The 20,675-nt window shown below is 54.0% G+C and carries 22 protein-coding genes and 1 pseudogene; 12 read left to right on the forward strand and 11 right to left on the reverse strand.

The annotated features are described in order from the left end of the window. Positions 1-110: 110 nt before the first annotated feature. The 4 genes from HMPREF3277_RS12475 to HMPREF3277_RS12490 all read right to left on the reverse strand — a co-directional run bounded on the left by HMPREF3277_RS12475 (position 111) and on the right by HMPREF3277_RS12490 (position 3,979). Complete coding sequence (locus tag HMPREF3277_RS12475) at positions 111-791, reverse strand: SIR2 family NAD-dependent protein deacylase (RefSeq protein WP_070871299.1); 681 nt, start codon at positions 789-791, stop codon at positions 111-113. 14 nt (positions 792-805) lie between these two features. Next, a complete protein-coding gene (locus HMPREF3277_RS12480; protein WP_070871300.1) occupies positions 806-2,020 on the reverse strand; it encodes a pyridoxal phosphate-dependent aminotransferase in 1,215 nt (404 codons plus the stop codon). Between the two features lie 198 nt (positions 2,021-2,218). Further along, on the reverse strand, positions 2,219-3,469 hold the full coding sequence (gene glyA / locus HMPREF3277_RS12485) for a serine hydroxymethyltransferase (RefSeq protein WP_003756352.1): 1,251 nt from the start codon (positions 3,467-3,469) through the stop codon (positions 2,219-2,221). 132 nt (positions 3,470-3,601) lie between these two features. Next, on the reverse strand, positions 3,602-3,979 hold the full coding sequence (locus tag HMPREF3277_RS12490; protein WP_070871301.1) for a hypothetical protein: 378 nt from the start codon (positions 3,977-3,979) through the stop codon (positions 3,602-3,604). A gap of 135 nt (positions 3,980-4,114) precedes the next feature. Between HMPREF3277_RS12490 and HMPREF3277_RS12495 the strand changes: the two genes are divergently transcribed. Then, complete coding sequence (locus HMPREF3277_RS12495; RefSeq protein ID WP_070871302.1) at positions 4,115-5,272, forward strand: sugar transporter; 1,158 nt, start codon at positions 4,115-4,117, stop codon at positions 5,270-5,272. A gap of 457 nt (positions 5,273-5,729) precedes the next feature. Here HMPREF3277_RS12495 and HMPREF3277_RS12500 read toward each other — a convergent pair whose 3' ends face one another. From HMPREF3277_RS12500 to HMPREF3277_RS12520, 4 genes are all read right to left on the reverse strand, one after another. Continuing rightward, complete coding sequence (locus tag HMPREF3277_RS12500; protein ID WP_070871303.1) at positions 5,730-6,014, reverse strand: DUF3325 family protein; 285 nt, start codon at positions 6,012-6,014, stop codon at positions 5,730-5,732. Further along, entirely contained in the window at positions 6,011-7,516 is a 1,506-nt protein-coding gene (locus tag HMPREF3277_RS12505) for a PepSY-associated TM helix domain-containing protein (protein ID WP_070871304.1), read from the reverse strand. Before HMPREF3277_RS12505 ends, HMPREF3277_RS12500 begins: the two co-directional genes overlap by 4 nt. After that, on the reverse strand, positions 7,509-7,784 hold the full coding sequence (locus HMPREF3277_RS12510; RefSeq protein ID WP_070871305.1) for a transporter: 276 nt from the start codon (positions 7,782-7,784) through the stop codon (positions 7,509-7,511). The genes HMPREF3277_RS12505 and HMPREF3277_RS12510 overlap by 8 nt, the downstream gene beginning before the upstream one ends. A 420-nt stretch (positions 7,785-8,204) precedes the next feature. After that, complete coding sequence (locus HMPREF3277_RS12520; protein ID WP_070871307.1) at positions 8,205-10,385, reverse strand: TonB-dependent siderophore receptor; 2,181 nt, start codon at positions 10,383-10,385, stop codon at positions 8,205-8,207. A gap of 408 nt (positions 10,386-10,793) precedes the next feature. Between HMPREF3277_RS12520 and HMPREF3277_RS12525 the strand changes: the two genes are divergently transcribed. After that, on the forward strand, positions 10,794-11,213 hold the full coding sequence (locus HMPREF3277_RS12525; RefSeq protein ID WP_070871308.1) for a YidB family protein: 420 nt from the start codon (positions 10,794-10,796) through the stop codon (positions 11,211-11,213). A 74-nt stretch (positions 11,214-11,287) separates the two neighbouring features. Here HMPREF3277_RS12525 and HMPREF3277_RS12530 read toward each other — a convergent pair whose 3' ends face one another. Continuing rightward, positions 11,288-11,926: a DedA family protein gene (locus HMPREF3277_RS12530; RefSeq protein ID WP_003756379.1), complete on the reverse strand. Its 639-nt coding sequence runs from the start codon at positions 11,924-11,926 to the stop codon at positions 11,288-11,290. 56 nt (positions 11,927-11,982) lie between these two features. On the opposite strand from HMPREF3277_RS12530, the gene HMPREF3277_RS15765 reads away from it, so the two are divergent. From HMPREF3277_RS15765 to cutA, 5 genes are all read left to right on the forward strand, one after another. Continuing rightward, the gene (locus tag HMPREF3277_RS15765; protein ID WP_261729546.1) at positions 11,983-12,108 is read left to right on the forward strand and encodes a hypothetical protein; all 126 of its coding nucleotides are present in this window, start codon (positions 11,983-11,985) and stop codon (positions 12,106-12,108) included. Then, positions 12,105-12,773, forward strand: coding sequence for a DnaA regulatory inactivator Hda (hda, locus tag HMPREF3277_RS12535; RefSeq protein WP_070871309.1), 669 nt, complete (start codon positions 12,105-12,107; stop codon positions 12,771-12,773). The genes HMPREF3277_RS15765 and hda overlap by 4 nt, the downstream gene beginning before the upstream one ends. Then, positions 12,770-13,438 carry a histidinol-phosphatase gene (locus tag HMPREF3277_RS12540; RefSeq protein ID WP_070871310.1) on the forward strand — a complete coding sequence of 223 codons (669 nt, stop codon included), beginning with the start codon at positions 12,770-12,772 and terminating at the stop codon, positions 13,436-13,438. Before hda ends, HMPREF3277_RS12540 begins: the two co-directional genes overlap by 4 nt. Before the next feature lie 128 nt (positions 13,439-13,566). Continuing rightward, entirely contained in the window at positions 13,567-13,866 is a 300-nt protein-coding gene (locus tag HMPREF3277_RS12545) for a TonB family protein (RefSeq protein ID WP_070871311.1), read from the forward strand. A gap of 10 nt (positions 13,867-13,876) precedes the next feature. Further along, positions 13,877-14,197, forward strand: coding sequence for a divalent-cation tolerance protein CutA (gene cutA, locus HMPREF3277_RS12550; protein ID WP_070871312.1), 321 nt, complete (start codon positions 13,877-13,879; stop codon positions 14,195-14,197). 138 nt (positions 14,198-14,335) lie between these two features. Here cutA and HMPREF3277_RS15455 read toward each other — a convergent pair. Then, positions 14,336-14,398 (reverse strand): annotated as a pseudogene (locus HMPREF3277_RS15455) (transposase); the annotation flags it as partial. 36 nt (positions 14,399-14,434) lie between these two features. On the opposite strand from HMPREF3277_RS15455, the gene panD reads away from it, so the two are divergent. The 4 genes from panD to HMPREF3277_RS12570 all read left to right on the forward strand — a co-directional run bounded on the left by panD (position 14,435) and on the right by HMPREF3277_RS12570 (position 17,574). Further along, on the forward strand, positions 14,435-14,818 hold the full coding sequence (gene panD / locus HMPREF3277_RS12555) for an aspartate 1-decarboxylase (protein ID WP_070871313.1): 384 nt from the start codon (positions 14,435-14,437) through the stop codon (positions 14,816-14,818). An 87-nt stretch (positions 14,819-14,905) separates the two neighbouring features. Next, positions 14,906-15,748 (forward strand): 3-deoxy-8-phosphooctulonate synthase, encoded by an 843-nt coding sequence (kdsA, locus tag HMPREF3277_RS12560; protein ID WP_070871314.1) that lies wholly within the window; start codon positions 14,906-14,908, stop codon positions 15,746-15,748. A 216-nt stretch (positions 15,749-15,964) separates the two neighbouring features. After that, positions 15,965-16,516 (forward strand): hypothetical protein, encoded by a 552-nt coding sequence (locus tag HMPREF3277_RS12565; RefSeq protein ID WP_009312874.1) that lies wholly within the window; start codon positions 15,965-15,967, stop codon positions 16,514-16,516. A 218-nt stretch (positions 16,517-16,734) separates the two neighbouring features. After that, a complete protein-coding gene (locus HMPREF3277_RS12570; RefSeq protein WP_070871315.1) occupies positions 16,735-17,574 on the forward strand; it encodes a DUF4198 domain-containing protein in 840 nt (279 codons plus the stop codon). 83 nt (positions 17,575-17,657) lie between these two features. Here the strand turns inward: HMPREF3277_RS12570 and fghA are convergent, their stop codons facing one another. Further along, positions 17,658-18,506 (reverse strand): S-formylglutathione hydrolase, encoded by an 849-nt coding sequence (gene fghA / locus HMPREF3277_RS12575; protein ID WP_070871316.1) that lies wholly within the window; start codon positions 18,504-18,506, stop codon positions 17,658-17,660. A gap of 449 nt (positions 18,507-18,955) precedes the next feature. Here fghA and HMPREF3277_RS12580 point away from each other — a divergent pair, with 449 nt between their 5' ends. Continuing rightward, positions 18,956-20,668, forward strand: coding sequence for a proline--tRNA ligase (locus tag HMPREF3277_RS12580; protein WP_070871317.1), 1,713 nt, complete (start codon positions 18,956-18,958; stop codon positions 20,666-20,668). Positions 20,669-20,675 lie beyond the last annotated feature (7 nt).

Here is a 20,675-nt window from a genome sequence, read left to right on the forward strand (position 1 = left end):
GCCTTGTCTCATTTTTATTTTAATCCACTATAACCATTGCAAAAACAAAACGTCGTCTGAAAACAAGCATTGCCCGTTTTCAGACGACGTTTCCGCATTTTCAAACCGTCTTAAGCCCGACTAATCAAATGCTCGACCAATGCCGGCACGCCTTCCGCCGCGCGTTTCTGAATCACTTCGACATCCGCGCCCACGCCTTGCGGGTTCGGATCGACCAGATAGCGTTCCGCAGCGGGCGGCGCGTAATGAATCAGCGAAGCCGCCGGATAAACCTGCATCGACGTGCCGACAATCATGACCACATCGGCATCGCGCATTTCTTCGACCGCCGCGTCAAACATCGGTACTTGTTCGCCGAAAAACACGATATGCGGGCGCATCGGATTGCCTTGGCTGTCGCGTATATCGTCGGTCTGCTCGCCGGTAAATTCGATGATTTCGTCGTCATCGACGGTGCTGCGCAGTTTGTTCAGCTCGCCGTGCAGGTGCAATACTTTGCTGCTGCCTGCCTTTTCGTGCAGCGCGTCCACATTCTGCGTGATAATGTGTACATCGTAATATTGTGCCAGCTTGACCAACGCCAGATGCGCGGCGTTCGGCTCGGCGGCGTTTGCCTGAAGCCTGCGCTGGTTATAAAAATCAATCACAAGCTTAGGATTGCGCGCCAAGGCTTCGGGCGTGCAGACATCTGTAACCCTATGCCCTTCCCACAAACCGCCCGCATCGCGGAAAGTCAGCAACCCGCTGTCGGCACTGATTCCCGCGCCGGTCAGGACAACGCATTTTTTCATATCGTTGTCCCGCCTTATTGCCGATAAGTCTGCAAGAAGCGCTCGAGTTTGCCCATGGCTTCTTCGATTTGGTGGGTGTACGGCAGGGTAACGATGCGGAAGTGGTCGGGTCGTATCCAGTTGAACCCCGTTCCTTGGACAAACAAGACTTTTTCGCGCACGAGCAGGTCGTAGATGAATTTCATGTCGTCATAGATGCCGTACATTTCGGTGTCGATTTTGGGGAACATATAAAGCGCCCCCATCGGCTTGACGCAGGATATGCCGGGAATTTGGTTCACCATTTCCCACGCTTTATTGCGCTGTTCCAGCAGGCGACCGCCGGGCAGGATGAATTCATTGATGCTTTGATAGCCGCCCAAAGCGGTTTGGATGGCGTGTTGCATGGGCGTGTTGGCGCATAGGCGCATGGACGAGAGCATATCGAGGCCTTCGATATAGCCTTTGGCATGTTCTTTCGGGCCGTTGAGTACCATCCAGCCTTGGCGGAATCCGGCAACGCGGTAGGCTTTGGAGAGTCCGTTGAAGGTGATGGTCAGCAGGTCGGGCGCGAGTGCGGCGATGTGGTGGTGTACCGCGCCGTCGTAGAGGATTTTGTCGTAGATTTCGTCAGCGAAGATGATCAGACCGTGTTTGCGCGCCAACTCGGCGATTTCGAGCAGGATTTCTTTGCTGTACACCGCGCCGGTAGGATTGTTGGGGTTGATGACGACGATGGCTTTGGTTTTGGGCGTGATTTTGGCTTCCATATCGGCAAGGTTGGGAAACCAGTCGTTTTCTTCGTCGCACAAATAATGGCGCACCGTACCGCCCGCCAAAGTGGCGGCAGCCGTCCACAGCGGATAATCGGGTGCGGGAATCAGGATTTCGTCGCCGTCGTTCAAAAGCGCCTGCATGGACATGGTAATCAGCTCGGACACGCCGTTGCCGATGTAAACGTCGTTGACCGAAATGTCGCGCAGACCTTTGGTTTGATAGTAATGAACGATGGCCTTGCGGGCGGAATACAGCCCTTTGGAATCGCAATAGCCCTGCGCGGTCGGCAGGTTGCGGATCACGTCCACCAAAATTTCATCGGGCGCTTCAAAGCCGAACGGCGCAGGGTTGCCGATATTGAGCTTGAGGATTTTATGGCCTTCTTCTTCGAGTTGCAGGGCTTTTTTGTGTACCGGGCCGCGGATGTCGTAGCAAACATGGTCCAGCTTGGACGACTTGGGAAATTTCTCCATGATGTGTGTTCCGTAAAATTGTTAACAATGGGGGTAAATGTACTCCGTTTGCAGGCGGAAAGAAAGGGGCAAATGCGGGATTTTTGGCTGCCGCTGCAAGAATCAAGTGTCAAAAACAAATAAGGTCGTCTGAAAACCCTTTTTCAAGATTTTCAGACGACCTTTCCGTGTGACAAAATGCTTAAACGGGCAAGCCGGTTACGCGCCGTAAACGGGGTATTTGTCGCAAAGCGCGGTGATTTGTTTGCGGACGTTTGCCAGATTTGCTTCATCTTCAGGATTTGCCAAAACATCGGCAACGAGGTTGGCAAGGACTCGGGCGTCGGCTTCGTTGAAGCCGCGCGTGGTCATGGCGGCGGAGCCGATGCGGATGCCGGAGGTAACGAACGGTTTTTCCGGGTCGTTCGGAATGGCGTTTTTGTTGACGGTGATGTTTGCTTTGCCCAATGCGGCTTCGGCGGCTTTGCCGGTGATTTTCATCGGTTGCAGGTCAACGAGGAAAACGTGGCTTTCGGTACGGCCCGAAACGATGCGCAAGCCGCGTTTGACCAATTCTTCCGCCATCGCTGCGGCGTTGATTTTCACCTGTTTCGCGTATTGTTTGAACTCGGGTTGCAGGGCTTCTTTGAACGCAACGGCTTTGGCGGCGATGACGTGCATCAGCGGGCCGCCTTGCAGACTTGGGAAAATGGAAGAGTTCAACGCTTTTTCATGCGTGTTGTCGCGGCACAAAATCACGCCGCCGCGCGGGCCGCGCAGGGTTTTGTGGGTGGTGGTGGTCACGAAGTCGCAGAATGGGACGGGGTTGGGATATTCGCCGCCGGCGATCAGGCCTGCGTAGTGTGCCATATCGACAAAGAGGTAGGCACCGACTTTGTCGGCGATTTCGCGGAATTTCGCCCAGTCGATTTGCAGGGCGTAGGCAGATGCGCCGGCAACGATCATTTTGGGTTTGTGTTCGAGCGCGAGGCGTTCGACTTCGGCATAATCGAGGACTTCGTTTTCATCTAAGCCGTAGGTAATGGCGTTGTAGAGTTTGCCGGAAATGTTGACGCTGGCGCCGTGGGTCAGGTGGCCGCCGTGGGCGAGGCTCATGCCGAGGATGGTGTCGCCGGGTTTGAGGACGGAGGCGTACACGGCTTGGTTGGCTTGGGAGCCGGAATGGGGTTGGACGTTGGCGTATTCCGCACCGAAGAGTTCTTTGACGCGGTCGATTGCCAGCTGTTCGACGATATCGACGTATTCGCAGCCGCCGTAGTAGCGTTTGCCGGGGTAGCCTTCGGCGTATTTGTTGGTCAATTGCGAACCTTGTGCCTCCATCACGGCGCAACTGACGTAGTTTTCGGAAGCAATCAGTTCGACGTGGTCTTGCTGGCGTTGGTCTTCTTGGGCGATGGCGGCTGCCAGCTCCGGATCATATTGGGCTAGGTTGACGCTTTTTGAAAACATCTTCTCGACTCCTTTGTCGGTTGGGAAACGGGGATTGATAAGTGTTGAACAATGTACCAAATCGGTTTGGATTGTCAACGATTTTATCTTTCAGACGACCCCTTTGCTGCTTGGAGGGTCGTCTGAAAAGTTTTATTTGAACAGATTGTCTTGTTTCAAATGAAAGTCGATTTTTTCGAGCAGGGCTTCGAGGTCGGTCTCGGCTTGGGCGGCGGCGAGGTTTTTGCCCAACTCTTCCAAAGCCAGCGCATCGAGCCTGCGGCGTTCGAGTTTGCGCGCTTCTTCGTTGAAGATTTTGATGTTGTCGGGCAGGACAAGCGGCGGCAAGTTGCCATCGGTCGTATAGAACGCTTCGTCCGCAAACACGAACCCCTCCGGCAATGCGGGCGCATTGTCGTAGTCGGCATCGTTGACCGGCATCCACTCGGAATGCTGTTCCAACAGGACGAATTGCCCGTTCATGCCGTAAATGTGGGCGAAACGGGAAAGCTTGGGGCGTTTGGTGTTCATGCAAAGATTGTATGCCGATGATGCGGGAGCGTCTAGGGCGGAATTTTGTGTCGGCGCAGTGGGAAGGTCGTCTGAAAGTAGTATAATTACAAAATCGATAAATTTTTGAAGACAAATATAAAAAGGGAAACCCCAATGTCAGCAAACACAAACAAACAATGGCTAAGCGTCATCGCCCTGGCGGTCGGCGCATTCATTTTCAACACCACCGAATATATCCCGATTGCCCTATTGAGCGACATTGGCGCAACCTTCAATATTCCGCCGACCGAAGTCGGCATCATGATTACCGTGTATGCCTGGATTGTCGCGCTATTGTCACTGCCGCTGATGCTGGTAACGAAAAACATCGAACGCCGAAAGCTGCTGCTCATCCTCTTCGCGTTCTTTACCCTCAGCCACATCGTTTCCTATTTCGCCCGAAGTTTCGAAATCCTGCTCATCAGCCGCATCGGCATCGCCCTGACGCACGCCGTGTTTTGGTCGATTACCGCCTCGCTGGCGGTACGTGTCGCGCCGCAGGGCAAAGGCAATCAGGCTTTGGGGCTACTCAGTACGGGGACGGTCATGGCGATGGTGGCAGGCATTCCGCTTGGGCGCGTTATCGGGCAACACTCAAGCTGGCAATTCAGCTTTTTACTTATCGGACTTTGCGCGGCGGCGGTCATGGGCATATTGGCGAAAAACCTGCCGCTGCTGCCCAGCGTAAACACAGGTTCGCTCAAAAGCCTGCCCGGATTGCTCAAGCGCAAAAACCTCATGCTGCTCTACGCGCTGACCGTCCTCCTGATTGCCGCCCACTTTACGGCATACAGCTATATCGAACCCTTCGTCCTGCAAGCTGGCGGCTTCGCGCCCGAACAAGTGACCATCGTCTTGAGCCTGTACGGGCTGGCGGGATTTGCCGCGTCGTATCTGTTCGGCAAATGGTTTGCCAAACACCAGCGCATATTCCTGCTGACCTCGGTATCCGTCATCATGGCTTCAACGCTCTGCCTGCTGCCTCTTGCTGCTTACCCGATAGCCGTTTACGCGCTGGTGTTTGTCTGGGGTATCGCCATCGTCGTCTTGAGTCTCGGCATGGTCTCCAAAGTATTGGACTTTGCCTCGGATGCGACGGACGTAGCCAACTCGATTTACTCCGGCCTCTACAACGTCGGTATCGGCGGCGGCGCGCTTTTGGGACATTACGTTACCGTGTGGGCAGGTATTTCCAACATCGGATTTGTAGCCGCGATCTTGGCGGCGGCAGGATTGGGCGTGTGTCGGATGTTGGTTGAAATGCGGAAATAAGAGGGTTGTATAAAAAAGGTCGTCTGAAAACGTTTCTTTTTTATTTAAATACATCGCCCCGCAGTCGGGACGCTCCGTCTGTCTAGGCGTGAGAATGGATTTCTAAGTTTGGAATAAAACAAACCGGATTCCTTTGATGGGAATCCGGTTTTTCTTTTCGATGATTGGATTTTCAGACGACGTTTTGGGTCGTCTGAAACCTTATCCATGCTTTTTACCTTCGTTTATTCAAAACATTATAGTGGATTAACTTTAAACCAGTACGGCGTTACCTCTCCTTAGCTCAAAGAGAACGATTCTCTAAGGTGCTGAAGCACCAAGTGAATCGGTTCCGTACTATCTGTACTGTCTACGGCTTCGTCGCCTTGTCCTGATTTATGTTGATTCACTATATAAATAAGGTCGTCTGAAAACGTTGTTTTGTTTCAGACGACTTTTGATTTTAATCCGATAAATTTTACTTCCTGCGGGCTCCCTTTCCCCGAAAATAAACCGCAACCGCGCACAAGGCCGCGCCTGCGCTCAGGCAGCCGAACCAGCTTGTGCTGGCGGCGGCGGGATGGGGCGAAGCGAGTGCGGCGGCAAGGGCGGCGGCAAGGAGGGTTGCGCCGGCGAGGCGCAGGCGGGCGGGGTGTTGCACGGGTCGTCCGAGCATGGTTTTGGCGTGGGGCGTTTGCGAGAGCATGAGGCAGAAAAAGCCGCCGGAGCAGAGGGAAAACATCAGGAAATACAGCATGGTCATTGCGCCTTTGCGATGCGGCGGGCGATGAGGAAGAATATTGCCGCAAATGTCAGGAAACACAGTTCCACCGTCCAATAGAGCGTGTCCCCCGACCGAATTGACAGCCAGAGAGGCCGTCCGACATAAATATCCAAGAGCGGGATCAGGGTGCACAGTGCGGCGGCGGCGTAAAACAGGCCGCGCCATTTGATATACGCGGGGTAGGGGAAGAAGGCGGCAACCGCAGCGGCGGCCCAGACGGCAAAGAGGCTTTGCGCTTCCCAAATTTCGCGCCCGTCCCAGTCTGCGGGCAGCAGGCGGTTGGCGCAGAAAAAGGCGGCGCAGGCGAGCGGGAAGCCGGCGAACACGGCGATGTTGATGCGTTCCGCCCACGCAATCCCGCGCAGGGGCGGCTGTTTGCGGTTGCGCCGCTTCATTGGCCACATTACCGCACCCGTCGCAATCATACCGCAACCCGCCATACCGCTGAAGAAATAAAGCCAGAGCGTCGGATAGTCGGCAAAGCCCGCCGTATGCAGGCTGTAGAGCGAAGAGTAGGCCTGTTCGAAGCCGCCGTAGGCATCTTTGCGGTACACCTGCGCCCCGTCGCGCAAACGTACCGCCACCGACAAATCAGGGTTCGAGCCGACGCTTCTTTTGTCGAAATAATCCGCCGACAACACGGCTTCTTCGCGGTCGGGGTCGGTGATGGTCAAGTTGATTTCCTTGTCCGTCCCGTTCGGGCGCAGCCTCTGCACCGTCGGATACCAATCCGCCATCTCCCACCGCTTCCCCGCGTTTTCAGACGACCTCGACACATAGGCGGAGCGCGCCTCGAATTCTTCACCCGACAACTCCGCCGCCGTTTGGCTGTAGGTCATCACCGTATGCGAAGTCAGCAAGAGGCCGCTGTAAACAATCATCACATGAAACGGCAGCGGCAGTACGCCCAGCAGGTTGTGCGCGTCCAGCCAGCTTCTGAGCTTTTTGCCTGCGCGGAAAGTGAAAAACTCCGCCAAAATCTTTTTATGCACAATCACGCCGCTGATTACCGCCGCCAGCGCGACCACCGCGGCCGCAGCCGTCAGCCAGTAACCGCCGTATTCCGCCGCCGCGAGGTTGCTGTGGATGGAAACCAGATAACCCGCCCCCGCCGTTTCGCGCGGTTTGGACTGCGGCGCGTTAGGATAAGGGCTGATGGTGGTATAGGACGCCTCTTCGGTCCCACGCTCCGTCCAGCCCAAATCCAAGTACGGCGAACGTTCGGTCGGCAGAGAAACCGACCATTCTGCCGCATTCGGCGCATGGCGGCGCAGATAGTCCAGGGCGGTCGCCAGCGAAACCCGTTCGTCCGGCAGGCCGTCTGAAAACGGTAGCTCCGGCTGCATCCATACATCCAGTTCGGCACGGAAAAACGCAATGCTTCCCGCAAGGAATATTACGAACAAAACCCACGAACAGATCAGCCCCGTCCATGTGTGGATTTCCGCCATTACCTTGCGCAGCCCCGCCTCCTTAGCCATGCGGCAGCCCCCCTGTCGCCGAAAGCAGCAACACCGACAGCGACAGCACGCAAAACACCGTCCGCAGCCGCCGCGCCGCCAACGCCCACAGAAATACCAGCGGCAGCAGCGTGATGCCTAGGAGGGTGCCGCCGTAAACGGCATTGGTTGACCCGCCCGCATAAAGCGGAACCGTACCCGCCGCCAGCGCGGATACCCAGTAGCTTCCGGCCGAAGCCAGCACAATCCGCGCCGCGATGTGCAGCGGGCGTGGCAGGATGGGACTCATATGGTTTTCCTTGGGATATTCGTTACTTTTATTCGATTGGGTATTTTTCAGACGACCTTTAGAAATGACAGGTTTCAGACAGCCTTTGCAGAGTACGGCAACCTCACGACCGTCATTCCCGTGAAAACGGGAATCCAGACCTTTGGAGTTTCAGGAATCTCTAAAAATCGCCGAATCCCAAAGATTCCTAGATTTCCGCCTGCGCGGGAATGACGGATTATATAGTGGATTAACTTTAAACCAGTACGGCGTTACCTCTCCTTAGCTCAAAGAGAACGATTCTCTAAGGTGCTGAAGCACCAAGTGAATCGGTTCCGTACTATCTGTACTGTCTACGGCTTCGTCGCCTTGTCCTGATTTATGTTAATTCCACTATAAGTTTCAGACGACCTTCAAGAATTACAGCAACCCTAAACCCCGTCAAAACTTATACCTAAGCGTCCCCGACAAACTCCTCGGCTGGCCGTAGTCGTGGTACGCCGTATCCATGCGGTAGCGTTTGTCGAATACGTTGTCGAAATTCAGCGTCAGTTCGGCGTTTTTCGAAACTTGGTACTGCGCGTTCAGGTCGACCACGGCGAAGGATTTTTGGCGGGAGAGGACGCGGGCGCGTTCTTTGGCTTCATCGTCGTCAAACTCGATATTGCTGAGGTCACTGTATTTGTCCACAAAGGTCTTGCTTTGCCAGCGCACGCCGCCGCCGAGGGTCCAGCGGGTTTTGGGCAGGCGGTAGGTGGTGAAGAGTTTGAAGCTGTGGCGCGGGTCGTATTGGCTGTTGGGCCGGTTGCCGTTTTCTTCGCGGGTCAGGTGCGACTGCACGCCCGCGCTGATGTCCCAGCCTTCGGCGGGCGAGCCGCTAATTTCGGCTTCCCAGCCGTGGGCTTTGGTATTCGCTGCGCGGTAGTAGGTGTCGTCGTTGTCAAATTTGCCCGCTTCGACGGCGACGTTGCGCCGTTTGGATTGGAACACCGACAACGAGGCGTTCAGACGGCCTTCGAGCCATTCGCCTTTCAGTCCAGCCTCGACGGTGCGGCCGGTAATCGGATCGATGGGGCGGCGGTTGATGTCTGTTTCGCCGTTTTCGTGCGGCATAAACAGGCGGCTATAGGAGGCGTAGGCGGAGAGGTTGTCGGTGAGGTCGTAGGTGATGCCGGCGTAGGGGGCGAAGCGGCCTTCTTTGGCTTCCGTATTCGGGCTGCCGCCAACCGGTATGGCTTGGTAATGGTAGCGGGCGTAGTTGGCGCCCAAAAGCAGCGAGAGTTTGTCGGTGGCGTGCAGGCGGGTGGCGGCATAGCCGCTGATTTGGCGTGTTGCGATGGTGTCTCCCTCCCATTTCCAGTCGTTGACGGAAGCGATGGCGGGATAGTCGCGGTGGCGTATGAAATCGTAGATGTCGTCTATGGAATAGTTGCTTTCTTGGTTTGCCCAGGCGCGTTTGTCCCGCGTGCGGTAGCCTCCGATGCCGAATACGGCTTCGTGTTTGCGCCCCCATAAATCGTATTGCCCGTTGAGCTTGAAGCTGAAGGCATGGCTGACGATATTGTCGGCCATTTTATAAAAATTGGCTCCGGCTGAGCTGTCGTCGTGCCTGAGATAGTTGTATGGGGCGTCACCCATGCCGGGATTGAGGGTTTTCTCACGGTTGTAGCGGTATTCCAGCTTGGCTTTCCAGTTGTTTTCAAAGCGGTGTTCCAGTCCGGTAAAGAGTTCCGTCGCGCGTTCCCTATACCTGCTGCCTTTGATTTTGTTGTTGTCACGGATGCCGAAGCGGGTGGGGTAGCCTGCACTGTCGTAAACGGGCAGGTCCCCGCCGTAAAATTCTTTTTCGCGCGCGCGCTGGTGGTTGATGCCGGCGTAGGCGGTGGTTTGCGGCGAGAAATCGTATTCGGCAATGCCGTAAACCATGTCGGAGCGGTTGCGCGAACCCTCGGTCCAATGTCGCCCGCCCTCGGCGTTGACCACGGCGCGACCGCGCAGGCTGCCGTCGGCATTGAGCGGGCCGGACACGTCGGCCTCGGCATTCCAACGCCGCCATCTGCCGATGCCGACGGAAATTTCAGCCTGCTGCTCTTTGGTCGGACGCTTGCGTACCAGGTTCACCGTCGCGCTCGGGTCGCCCACGCTGCCCTGCAAGGCGGAAGTGCCGCGCACGACTTCCACCCGCTCGTACGCGCCCGAGTTCAGCAGTTGGTTGCCGTCGATTTCGGTGGTCATGCCGTCTATCTGGTAATCGTTGACCGCCTCGCCGCGCGCATACATGTTGGTTACCGCATAGCGCGAACTTGCCGGATTGCCGCTGATACCGTTGACCCATGAGAGCGCGTCGTAAACGCTGCGCTTGCCTTGGTCCTTCATCTGTTTGTCGGTTACCACGCTCACGCTCTGCGGCACCTCGCGCAGCGTCAGCGGCATCCCCGTCGCGGCGTAAGTGCCCGAAGTGGTATAGCCCTTGTTCAACGACTTCTGCCGCTTACCGCGCACGGTAACAGTGGAAAGGGTGACTGCTGCCGGTTCGGCATCGGCGGGAACGTATGCGTCCGCCGCCTGCGTGCAGACAGGCAGGATAAGTAACAGCGGCGCGCTCAAATGGTAAAACTTCATTGCTACAAATTCTCCTTTTCAAGTTCAAACAATAGATTGATAGGATTGATAATAATTTTTGTATAAAATTTGGTAATTTTGTTTCATTTTGTTTTATGCGGAAGACGGGGTAGAAAAATGCGAAACAGGCAGGACGCTATGATGCGGTGAACAGGGATAGGAAAAAGAAATGACAGAGGGTTTGTAAAAGTTTGGAAAGGGGATATTGAATACCGTCATTCCCACCTCAGTCTACGCGAAGGCAGGCTGAGACGAGAATCCAACACTTTGGATTTCTGGAATCTCTGGAAAATTACTGCAGCCCGTCAGTTCGTTGTTTAATTGGGTTAAATTGGCAAACAAGCGTCGAATTTTGTTACACTCTGGTTTCTTTACACTTCACACTCACACATCACATAAGGAGGCTTTATGGCATTAATGGACAGTTTGTTGAACGCGGCGGCGCAAGCCTTGGGCGGCAAAGATGAAAACGGACAAAGCTCGCTGACCGACATGGCGATGAATTTGGTACAACAACAAGGCGGCGTGGGCAATCTGATTAATCAGTTGCAACAAGGCGGGCTGGGTGATGTATTAAATAGCTGGGTTTCCAACCAACAAAGCAACCTGCCCGTATCCGGCAGCGATTTGCAAAATGCTTTGGGCAGAGATGCCATCAGTCAAGTGGCGCAAAAATTCGGTCTCGACAGCCAGCAAGCCGGCGATATGCTGGCGCAGATTCTGCCCAATCTGGTGGACAAAGCCACGCCGAACGGTTCTGCGCAGGATGCGGACGGATTCGGTTTGGACGATATTGCTTCGGCGATATTGAAAAACTTTACCAAGTAAGCAGTAGGAAAAATACAAAAAGGTCGTCTGAAAAACGTTTTCAGACGACCTTTTTATATGGTTCAAATTATCTCTTACTTCTTCGCCGCCCTTCTCGCGCGGATGACTTCGACCACGCCCGGCAGGATGGAAATCACGATAATCGCGACCATCACTAAAGCCAGATTGTTTTTGACAACCGGAATATTGGCGAAGAAATAACCGGCATAGGAAAACGACAAGACCCACAATACCGCGCCGATGATGTTGTAGCGGATGAAGGTACCGTAGTGCATACTGCCCATGCCCGCGACAAACGGGGCGAACGTCCGCACAATCGGGACGAAGCGGGCGATGATGATGGTTTTACCGCCGTGTTTTTCGTAGAACGCGTGGGTTTTCTCCAAATAGGACTGGCGGAAGATTTTGGAATCGGGGTTGGCAAAGAGTTTGCGCCCGAAAAATTTGCCGATCATGAAGTTGGCGGCATCACCCAAAATCGCGGCGGCCAAAAGCAGCGCAATCATGACATGAATATTCATGCTGCCGACCGCGGCAATCCCGCCCGCGGCAAACAGCAGCGAATCGCCCGGTAGAAACGGCGTAACCACCAAGCCGGTTTCGCAGAAAATAATCAAAAACAACACCGCGTAAATCCATACGCCGTATTGCGCGGAAATCTCGACCAAATGCTGGTCGATGTGGAGGATAAAATCAATAAGGGTCGAAATCACGAGATTTTCCTGAAATAAAAAAGACAGGGGTCGTCTGAAAACAGACGCGTTGCCAAATGTCTGCCATTGTATATGAAACCCATGCCGCGCGCCCCTTTTTCAGACGACCCTGCGCCTTGATGCGCCCTGACAAAACAACGTACAATAAACCCGATTCCAACCCATCCGGTATGCCTTTGTGAACCAGCTTATTTTCGACTTCGCCGAACGCGGCTATCCCGGTTTCGACAAATTCCTCGGAACGGAAAATGCCGAACTGGTCTATGTGTTACAGCATAAACACGACCCGTTTATCTACGTCTGGGGCGAAGAAGGCGCGGGCAAAAGCCACCTGTTGCGCGCGTGGGTCGCCCAAGCGCTCGACGCGGGGAAAAAAGCCGTCTATATCGACGCCGCCGCCACGCCGCTGACCGAAGCCGCTTTTGAAGCCGAATACCTCGCCATCGACCAAATCGAAAAACTGGGCAACGAAGAACAAGCCCTCCTGTTTGCCGTATTCAACCGCTTCCGCAACAGCGGCAAAGGCTTTCTGCTGTTAAGCTCCGAACACACCCCCCAACAGCTCATCATCCGCGAAGACTTGCGCACCCGCATGGCGTACTGCCTCGTTTACGAAGTCAAACCCCTGACCGACCGAGAAAAAATCGACGCGCTCGTCAGCATGGCGGCGGCGCGCCAAGTGACCATAGACCCCGAAATCTTCGAATACCTGCTCAACCACTGGCGGCGCGACATGGACAGCCTGATGCAGATGCTCGACACGCTGGACAACTACGCCGTTACCATGGGCAAACGCATCACCCTGCCGCTTCTTCGCCAGCTTTTGAAACAACAGGAAACCCAATGAAAAACCTCGCCATCTTCGACCTCGACAACACCCTCATCAACACCGATTCCGACCACTCTTGGCCGCAATACCTCATCAAAAAAGGGCTGGTTGACGCTGCCGAAACCGAAGCGCAAAACGAAAAATTCTACCGCGACTACCAAAACGGCTGCCTCGACATCGACGCCTTCCTCAAATTCCACCTCGCCCCGCTCGCCCGTTACAGCAAAGAAGAGCTGGCGGAATTTCACCGCGAATTTATGGCGGAATTCATCACACCCCACATCTCGCCCATGCAGCGTATGCTGGTGCAGAGCCACCAAATGGCGGGCGACGAAACCCTCGTGATTTCATCGACCAACGAGTTCATCATCACCCCCATCTGCCACCTTTTCGGCATCACCAACATCATCGGCACCCAACTCGAAACCGGTGCCGACGGCCGCTACACCGGCAACTACATCGGCACGCCCAGCCTCAAAGAAGGCAAAATCACCCGCCTGAACCAATGGCTCGTCGAACGCGGCGAAACGCTCGAAAGCTATGGCAAAACCTATTTTTACAGCGACTCCAAAAACGACCTGCCGCTGCTGCGCCTCGTCAACGAACCCGTCGCCGTCAACCCCGATGCCGAGTTAGAAAAAGAAGCCAAAGCAAAAGGTTGGCCGATATTAAACTTCAAATAAGCAAAACCGCACCCGCCGCCAAACGGATGCAATACCGTAACGTGGGCTTCACCCACGAAAACAAAAGGTCGTCTGAAAAAAACAAATCCCTCTAAAATCTCTACAAATCTACAAATAAGGAAAACAATATGCCCATCCGCGCCATCATCCCCGCCCTACTGCTTGCCTTTACCCTCCCCGCCGCCGCGCAAACCGTCAATCCGGCAGAATACGCCCCCGCATCCGAAAATCCCGCGCAACCCATCAAACCCGTCAAACTGTCTATCTTGGTTTCCCCCGAAGGCAAAGCCGTAGAAGTCAGCATCCTCGAATCCAGCGGTTATGAAGGACTCGACGAAACAGCCGTGGCAACCGCCAAAAAAGACAAATACAAAGCCGCCGGATACTGGGTGAAATATAAAGGAACCATCGAGTTTAAAAACCAATAGGTCGTCTGAAATGTCCGCATTCAAACCCGTCATCGTTACCACCACCGCCCCGACCCGCGAAGAAGCCGAAAAAATCGGCGGCCTGTTGCTGGAAAAGCAACTTGCCGCCTGTGTGCAATACGAAGCCATCACCAGCCAATACCTTTGGAACGGCGAAATCTGCCGCGACGACGAAATCCGCATCACCATCAAAACCTCGCGCCACTGCTACCACGAAATCCAAAAAAACATCATCGCCAACCACAGCTACGACTGCCCGCAAATCCTGATGCAAAACGTCTCGCGCGGATACGCTCCCTATTTGCGCTGGCTGAAACAGAATTTAGGTTGATAAAACAGCCGCGTCGTATGAAAAACGCCCAAGCATCATTATGAATTTACAGGGAAGTCCACTATAATGACGGCTTTTGATTTTCAGACGACCTTATAGTGGATTAACTTTAAACCAGTACGGCGTTACCTCTCCTTACCGTACTACCTGTACTGTCTGCGGCTTCGTCGCCTTGTCCTGATTTATGTTAATTCCACTATAAGTCTGCATCCGCAATCCCAAACCAAAAGGAAACCCATGTTCCGCACCATGCTCGGCGGCAAGATACACCGCGCCACCGTTACCGAAGCCGACCTCAACTACGTCGGCAGCATCACCATAGACCAAGACCTGCTCGACGCCGCAGGCATCCTCGTTAACGAAAAAGTCGCCATCGTCAACAACAACAACGGCGAACGCTTCGAAACCTACACCATCCCCGGCGAACGCGGCAGCGGCGTCGTCTGCCTCAACGGTGCCGCCGCACGGCTCGTCCAAAAAGGCGACATCGTCATCATCATGTCCTACGTCATGCTGTCCGAACCCGAAATCGCCGCGCACGAACCCAAAGTCGTCCTCGTGGACGAACACAACAAAATCTGCGACATCCTCTCCTACGAGCCGCCGCACACCGTCCTATAAAACACAAAGGTCGTCTGAAACCGCAAAATCCGCTTTCAGACGACCTTTCAGCCATTTTCAGACGACCTTCGAGAAAGCCCCATCATCATGAACATCCGCATCAACAACCTCACCGTCAGCAACGACCTCCCCTTTACCCTGTTCGGCGGCATCAACGTCTTAGAAGACCTCGACTCCACCCTCAAAGCCTGCGAACAATACGTCAAAGTGACCGACAAACTCGGCATCCCCTACGTCTTCAAAGCCTCCTTCGACAAAGCCAACCGCTCTTCCATCCACTCCTTCCGCGGCGTCGGCTTGGACGAAGGCATGAAAATCTTCCAAGCCGTCAAACGCGAATTTGACGTACCCGTCATCACCGACGTCCACGAACCCTACCAATGCGCCCCCGTCGCCGAAGTCTGCGACGTCATCCAACTGCCCGCCTTCCTCGCCCGCCAAACCGACCTCGTCGTCGCCATGGCAAAAACCGGCAACGTCATCAATATCAAAAAACCACAGTTCCTCAGCCCCTCGCAGATGAAAAACATCGTCGAAAAATTCCAAGAAGCAGGCAACGGACAAATCATACTGTGCGAACGCGGTGCCAACTTCGGCTACGACAACCTCGTCGTCGATATGCTCGGCTTCGGCGTCATGAAGCAAACCTGCGGCGGCCTGCCCGTCATCTTCGACGTCACCCACTCCCTGCAAACCCGCGAATCCGGTGCCGCCGCATCCGGCGGACGGCGCGCGCAAGTGCTGGACTTGGCGCTCGCCGGCATGGCAACCCGCCTCGCAGGCCTCTTCCTCGAATCACACCCCAACCCCGACCAAGCCAAATGCGACGGCCCCAGCGCCCTGCCGCTCGCCCAGCTGGAAGACTTCCTGACCCGCGTCAAAGCCGTGGACGAAACCGTCAAATCCTTCGCGCCTATGGACATCCGTTAATGCGGCATGGCAAACGAAAGGTCGTCTGAAAATTGAATCGTCGGTTTACCTTGTGTAAACTGACGGTCAGGCGATTTTGTATTTCAATCGATTTTTCGATATAAAACAGTAAATACACAAACCATCAACATTGTGGGCAAACGCGAAAACCCCAAAAAACGGATTCGCCGCCTGCGCCCGATTCTTCAACTGCTCATTACATATAAGGAAAACAATATGAAAACATGGAAAACCCTACTTGGCGCCGCCGCGTTCACCTTGACCCTGACTTCTGCCGCCGTGGCGGAGACGGCTTATGTACCGGGTCTGCACGTTACCGAACCCAACCAGCTCGTTACCGCCAAAAAAGTCAAACGCAAAGACTTGTTCGGCATGTGGGGCAACACCAGTAAAAACGCTGACGGCTCCCTGCTCAACGCCAGCCTGATGCGCCCCGACGGTACCGGCCGCGACCTGATCCATTTCCAAGCAAATTCCGGCGATACGACCACCATTACCCAAGACTTCAAATGGAAATTCAGCCGTTGGAGACAAGAATTCCGTCAAACCATAACCAACTACACCGTCAGCCACAACGATGGCGCGCCCGAACAAAAACCTGACGAAATCGGCAAAACCGTCAAATTCAAAGTTCCGCTGCTGCTGAAGCTGGAAGGCAAACCCAACGTATTGGAGATGACCAATAAAGAAGGTACGGACAGCGTCCGCTATTACCGCTACAACGAGGAAGCCATGCCTGATCTGCTGAAAAAACTGGAAGCGCAATAATCCATCTTCCCAATACTGAAAGGTCGTCTGAAAACCTAATTTCAAGGTTTTCAGACGACCTCTTGTTTTCTGTTACCCCTTAAAGATTTATAGTTCTTTGTAACTAAAAACAATCATCAATAATATTTACATTTCGAAATAAAAAGAGTAAGGTTGCCTTGCTTTTCGGGCTTTCCGTTGGCTTTTGAACCGTAAACAATCAAATTTGAGGAAGAAACATGAAAAAATTATGGATACTTGGCGCATTGGGCTTGAGCATGGCGGCGCAGGCGCATGATTTGTGGGTGTCGGCTCCGGTGCGTTTGGATTCGGGCAGTACGTTGAAAGCGGATTTGGGTTACAGCCATGATTTCCCGAATGTCGAAAAAATCGCCGACGACCGTGTGCATATTTTCAAACCGCTGCAATTGACGGACAAATCCGGAAAAACCGTTGATTTGACGAATAAAGGTGAAAATTACCAATATGTTTCCAAATCCCGCCTGAAAGACGGCTCTTATTGGGTCGGCGCGGTGTACAAACCGACGTTCTGGTCGCAAAACAGTGAAGGCTGGAAACAGAAAACCTTGAAAGACCTGCCCGGCGCGACTTATTGCGAACAGGCTCAGATGTTCGGCAAGGCGTTTTTGCAAGTGGGCAGCGCAGGCGTGGATGAAAGCGTGTTGACCCGTCCGGTCGGTCATGAATTGGAACTGGTTCCGCTGAAAAATCCGAATGAAGTCAAGATAGGCGGTCTGTTGCCGGTTAAAGTGCTTTATAAAGGCAAACCGTTGGCAAAAGCGACGGTAACGGCAAGCTCGGATACGCTGGCGGAAATGGATTTGGCGGCTACGCACGACCACCGCGAGCCGCAAGGTTTTTCAGGGAAAACGGATAAAGACGGCGTCGTCAACGTGATTCCTTTGATTGAAGGTTTGTGGAAAATCAAAGCCGCCCATCAGGCGGATTATGCCGATAAAAGTGTTTGCCAACAAGACAATGCCTATGCAACGCTGATTATGCCCGTCGGAACGAAACGCGCGGCTGAACGGCATGAACACCATCATCATCAACACTAATTGAGTGTGAAAGATCAAAAAGGTCGTCTGAAAAAGTTTTCAGACGACCTTTCTTTATATAGTGGATTAAATTTATAGTGGATTTACAAACCCAATGCCTCAGCATGAAACTCGATATGCGAGTCGATAAAGCTGGCGATGAAGAAATAATCGTGTCCGTAGCCGGGGCGGACTTTATATTGCACATTGAAGCCGTTGGCGCGGGCGGCGTTGACGAAGGCTTCGGGTTGCAGTTCGTCGGGGAACAATGGATCTACACCGCCTTGGTCAATAAGTATCGGCAGCTTGCGGGAGGTCGTCTGAACGAGCGATGTGCTGTCGTAAGCCTGCCAAGCCTCCGATTCCGCGCCCAGATAGGCGGCAAACGCCTGCTTTCCGCCCCGGCTGGCGGTCGGATGGCACAAGGGGACGAACGCGGAAACAGCGGCATAGCGTCCCGGATTTTTCAGGGCGATGGAAAGCGCGCCGTGTCCGCCCATGCTGAAACCTGCGATGCTGCGTTCTTGGGTGGCGGGGAAATGCCGTTCCACCCAGTCGGGCAATTCGCGGCTGATATGGCTGTACATCTGATAATGCGCCGCCCACGGCTGTTCGGCCGCATCGACGTAAAATCCCGCGCCTTGTCCGATAAACTCGTCCGTACTGTCGCTGATATGGCTGCCGCGCGGCGAGGTGTCGGGAAAAACGACGATGATGTTCCATTGCGCGGCAAAACGCTGAATGCCGGTTTGGCGTATCAGTTCCGAGCCGTCGCCGTGCAATCCCGACAAGAAATACAAAACCGGCGCGGGATAGCCTTTCAATACTTGCGGCGGCAGGTAGATGCCGAAAGTCATATCGGTTTGGCAGGTTTTGGAAAAGCAGCGGTATTGCTCTTGATGACCGTTGAACATTTTGGCGCGGGAAAGCAGGTGTAATTCGTGTGCGGACATAGATAGTATGGCGTGAAAAAAGTGAAGGCATCATCTTAACAGAAAGATCGCGTTACGGGCTTTTAAAAACCTATCGAACGGTATGGTTTCAGACGACACCAATCTATACACAAACTCTGTGGATAAGTTTGTTGATAAGCTTTGGGTAATCGGAATTTTTGCTTTTGGAACAACCCAAGCCTTTCGGCGCTTAAAAAATAGTCAAATAAAATACAATAAAATCAATTGGTTATAAAAATAATAAATTTTAAAGCCTTTTTGGGAAAAATTTATAAGCAAAACAAGCCAATGCGGGATTGTGTATAAAAAGTGATTGACACGCCCGATAAATGTCAAATGAGTTGACTGAACAAGCAAGGCAGCGGCGACCTCCCTATGGGGAAAAACTTCAATCCCCCTGCCTTTCGCGTTACAATACGCGCTTACTTTTTTACACAGAAAAACACACCATGAAAGCCAGCCAATTTTTCATTTCCACCCTGAAAGAAGCCCCTGCCGAAGCCGCGCTTGCCAGCCACAAGTTGATGATTCGCGCCGGTCTGATTAAAGCCAACGCATCCGGCCTTTATACTTGGATGCCGATGGGGCTGCGCGTGTTGCGTAAAGTCGAAAACGTCGTGCGCGAAGAAATGGCGCGCGCGGGCAGCGTGGAGTTGCTGATGCCGGTGGTGCAGCCTGCCGAGCTGTGGCAGGAATCCGGCCGCTGGGAATTTTACGGTAAAGAACTGCTGCGTCTGAAAGACCGCCACGACCGCGATTTCTGCATGGGTCCGACCTGCGAGGAAGTCATCGCCGACATCGTGCGTAAAGAAATCAACAGCTACAAACAGCTGCCGAAAAACTTTTACCACATCCAAACCAAATTCCGCGACGAAGTGCGTCCGCGCTTCGGCGTCATGCGCGCGCGCGAGTTCGTCATGAAAGATGCTTATTCCTTCCATGCCGACTACTCCTCGCTTCAGACGACCTATGATGCCATGTACGACGCTTACTGCCGTATCTTCACCCGTCTGGGCTTGGAGTTCCGCCCCGTCGCCGCCGACACCGGCAGCATCGGCGGTACCGGTTCGCACGAGTTTCAAGTGTTGGCGGAAAGCGGCGAAGATGTGATTGCATACAGCGACACTTCTGATTACGCCGCCAATATCGAACTGGCACCTACCTTGCCGCTCAAAGGCGAACGCGCGGCCGCTCAGACAGAGCTGACCAAAGTACACACGCCGAACGTCAAAACCATTGATTCACTGGTTGACTTCCTTAGCATTCCGATTGAAAAAACACTGAAATCCATCGTAGTCGAAGGCGAAAACGAAGGCGAAATCGTCTTATTGCTGTTGCGCGGCGACCATGAGTTCAACGACATCAAAGCCGAAAAACTCGCAGGCGTGAAATCGCCGCTGACCATGGCAGACCCTGCCGCCATCCGTGCGCAGTTCGGCGCAAACGGCGGCTCGCTCGGCCCTGTTGGCTTTAAAGGCAAAGTCTATGCCGATTTCGCCACCGAGAAAGGCGCGGACTGGGTCATCGGCGCGAACGAAGACGACTACCACTATACCGGCTTCAACTTCGTCCGCGACGCCGCCGAGCCTGAATTCGTCGATTTGCGCAACGTCGTCGAAGGCGACGAAAGCCCCGACGGACAAGGTCGTCTGAAACTGGCGCGCGGCATCGAAGTCGGACACGTCTTCCAATTGCGCGACAAATACACCCAAGCCATGAACGTAAACTTCCTCGACAACAACGGCAAATCGCAAATCATGGAAATGGGCTGCTACGGCATCGGCATCACCCGCGTCGTTGCCGCCGCCATCGAGCAGAACAACGACGAAAAAGGCATCATCTGGACAAAAGCGATGGCACCGTTTGAAGTCGTTATCGTACCGATGAACTACAAAAAATCAGACGCCGTGCGCGAAGCCGCCGACAAAATTTACGCCGAACTGCTGGCTGCAGGCGCGGATGTATTGTTGGATGACCGCGACGAACGTGCAGGCGTGCTGCTGAATGACTCCGAGCTTCTGGGCATCCCGCACCGCATCGTCATCGGCGACCGCGCCTTGAAAGAAGGCAATGTCGAATACGCCGAACGCCGCGACAATCAGGCACAAACCGTGGGCTTGAATGAAATCGCCGACAAAGTATTGGCTGCATTGAAAGACTAATGACGGT

The organism is Neisseria sp. HMSC70E02 (assembly GCF_001838645.1).
In the GTDB taxonomy this organism is placed as follows: Bacteria; Pseudomonadota; Gammaproteobacteria; order Burkholderiales; family Neisseriaceae; genus Neisseria; species Neisseria macacae.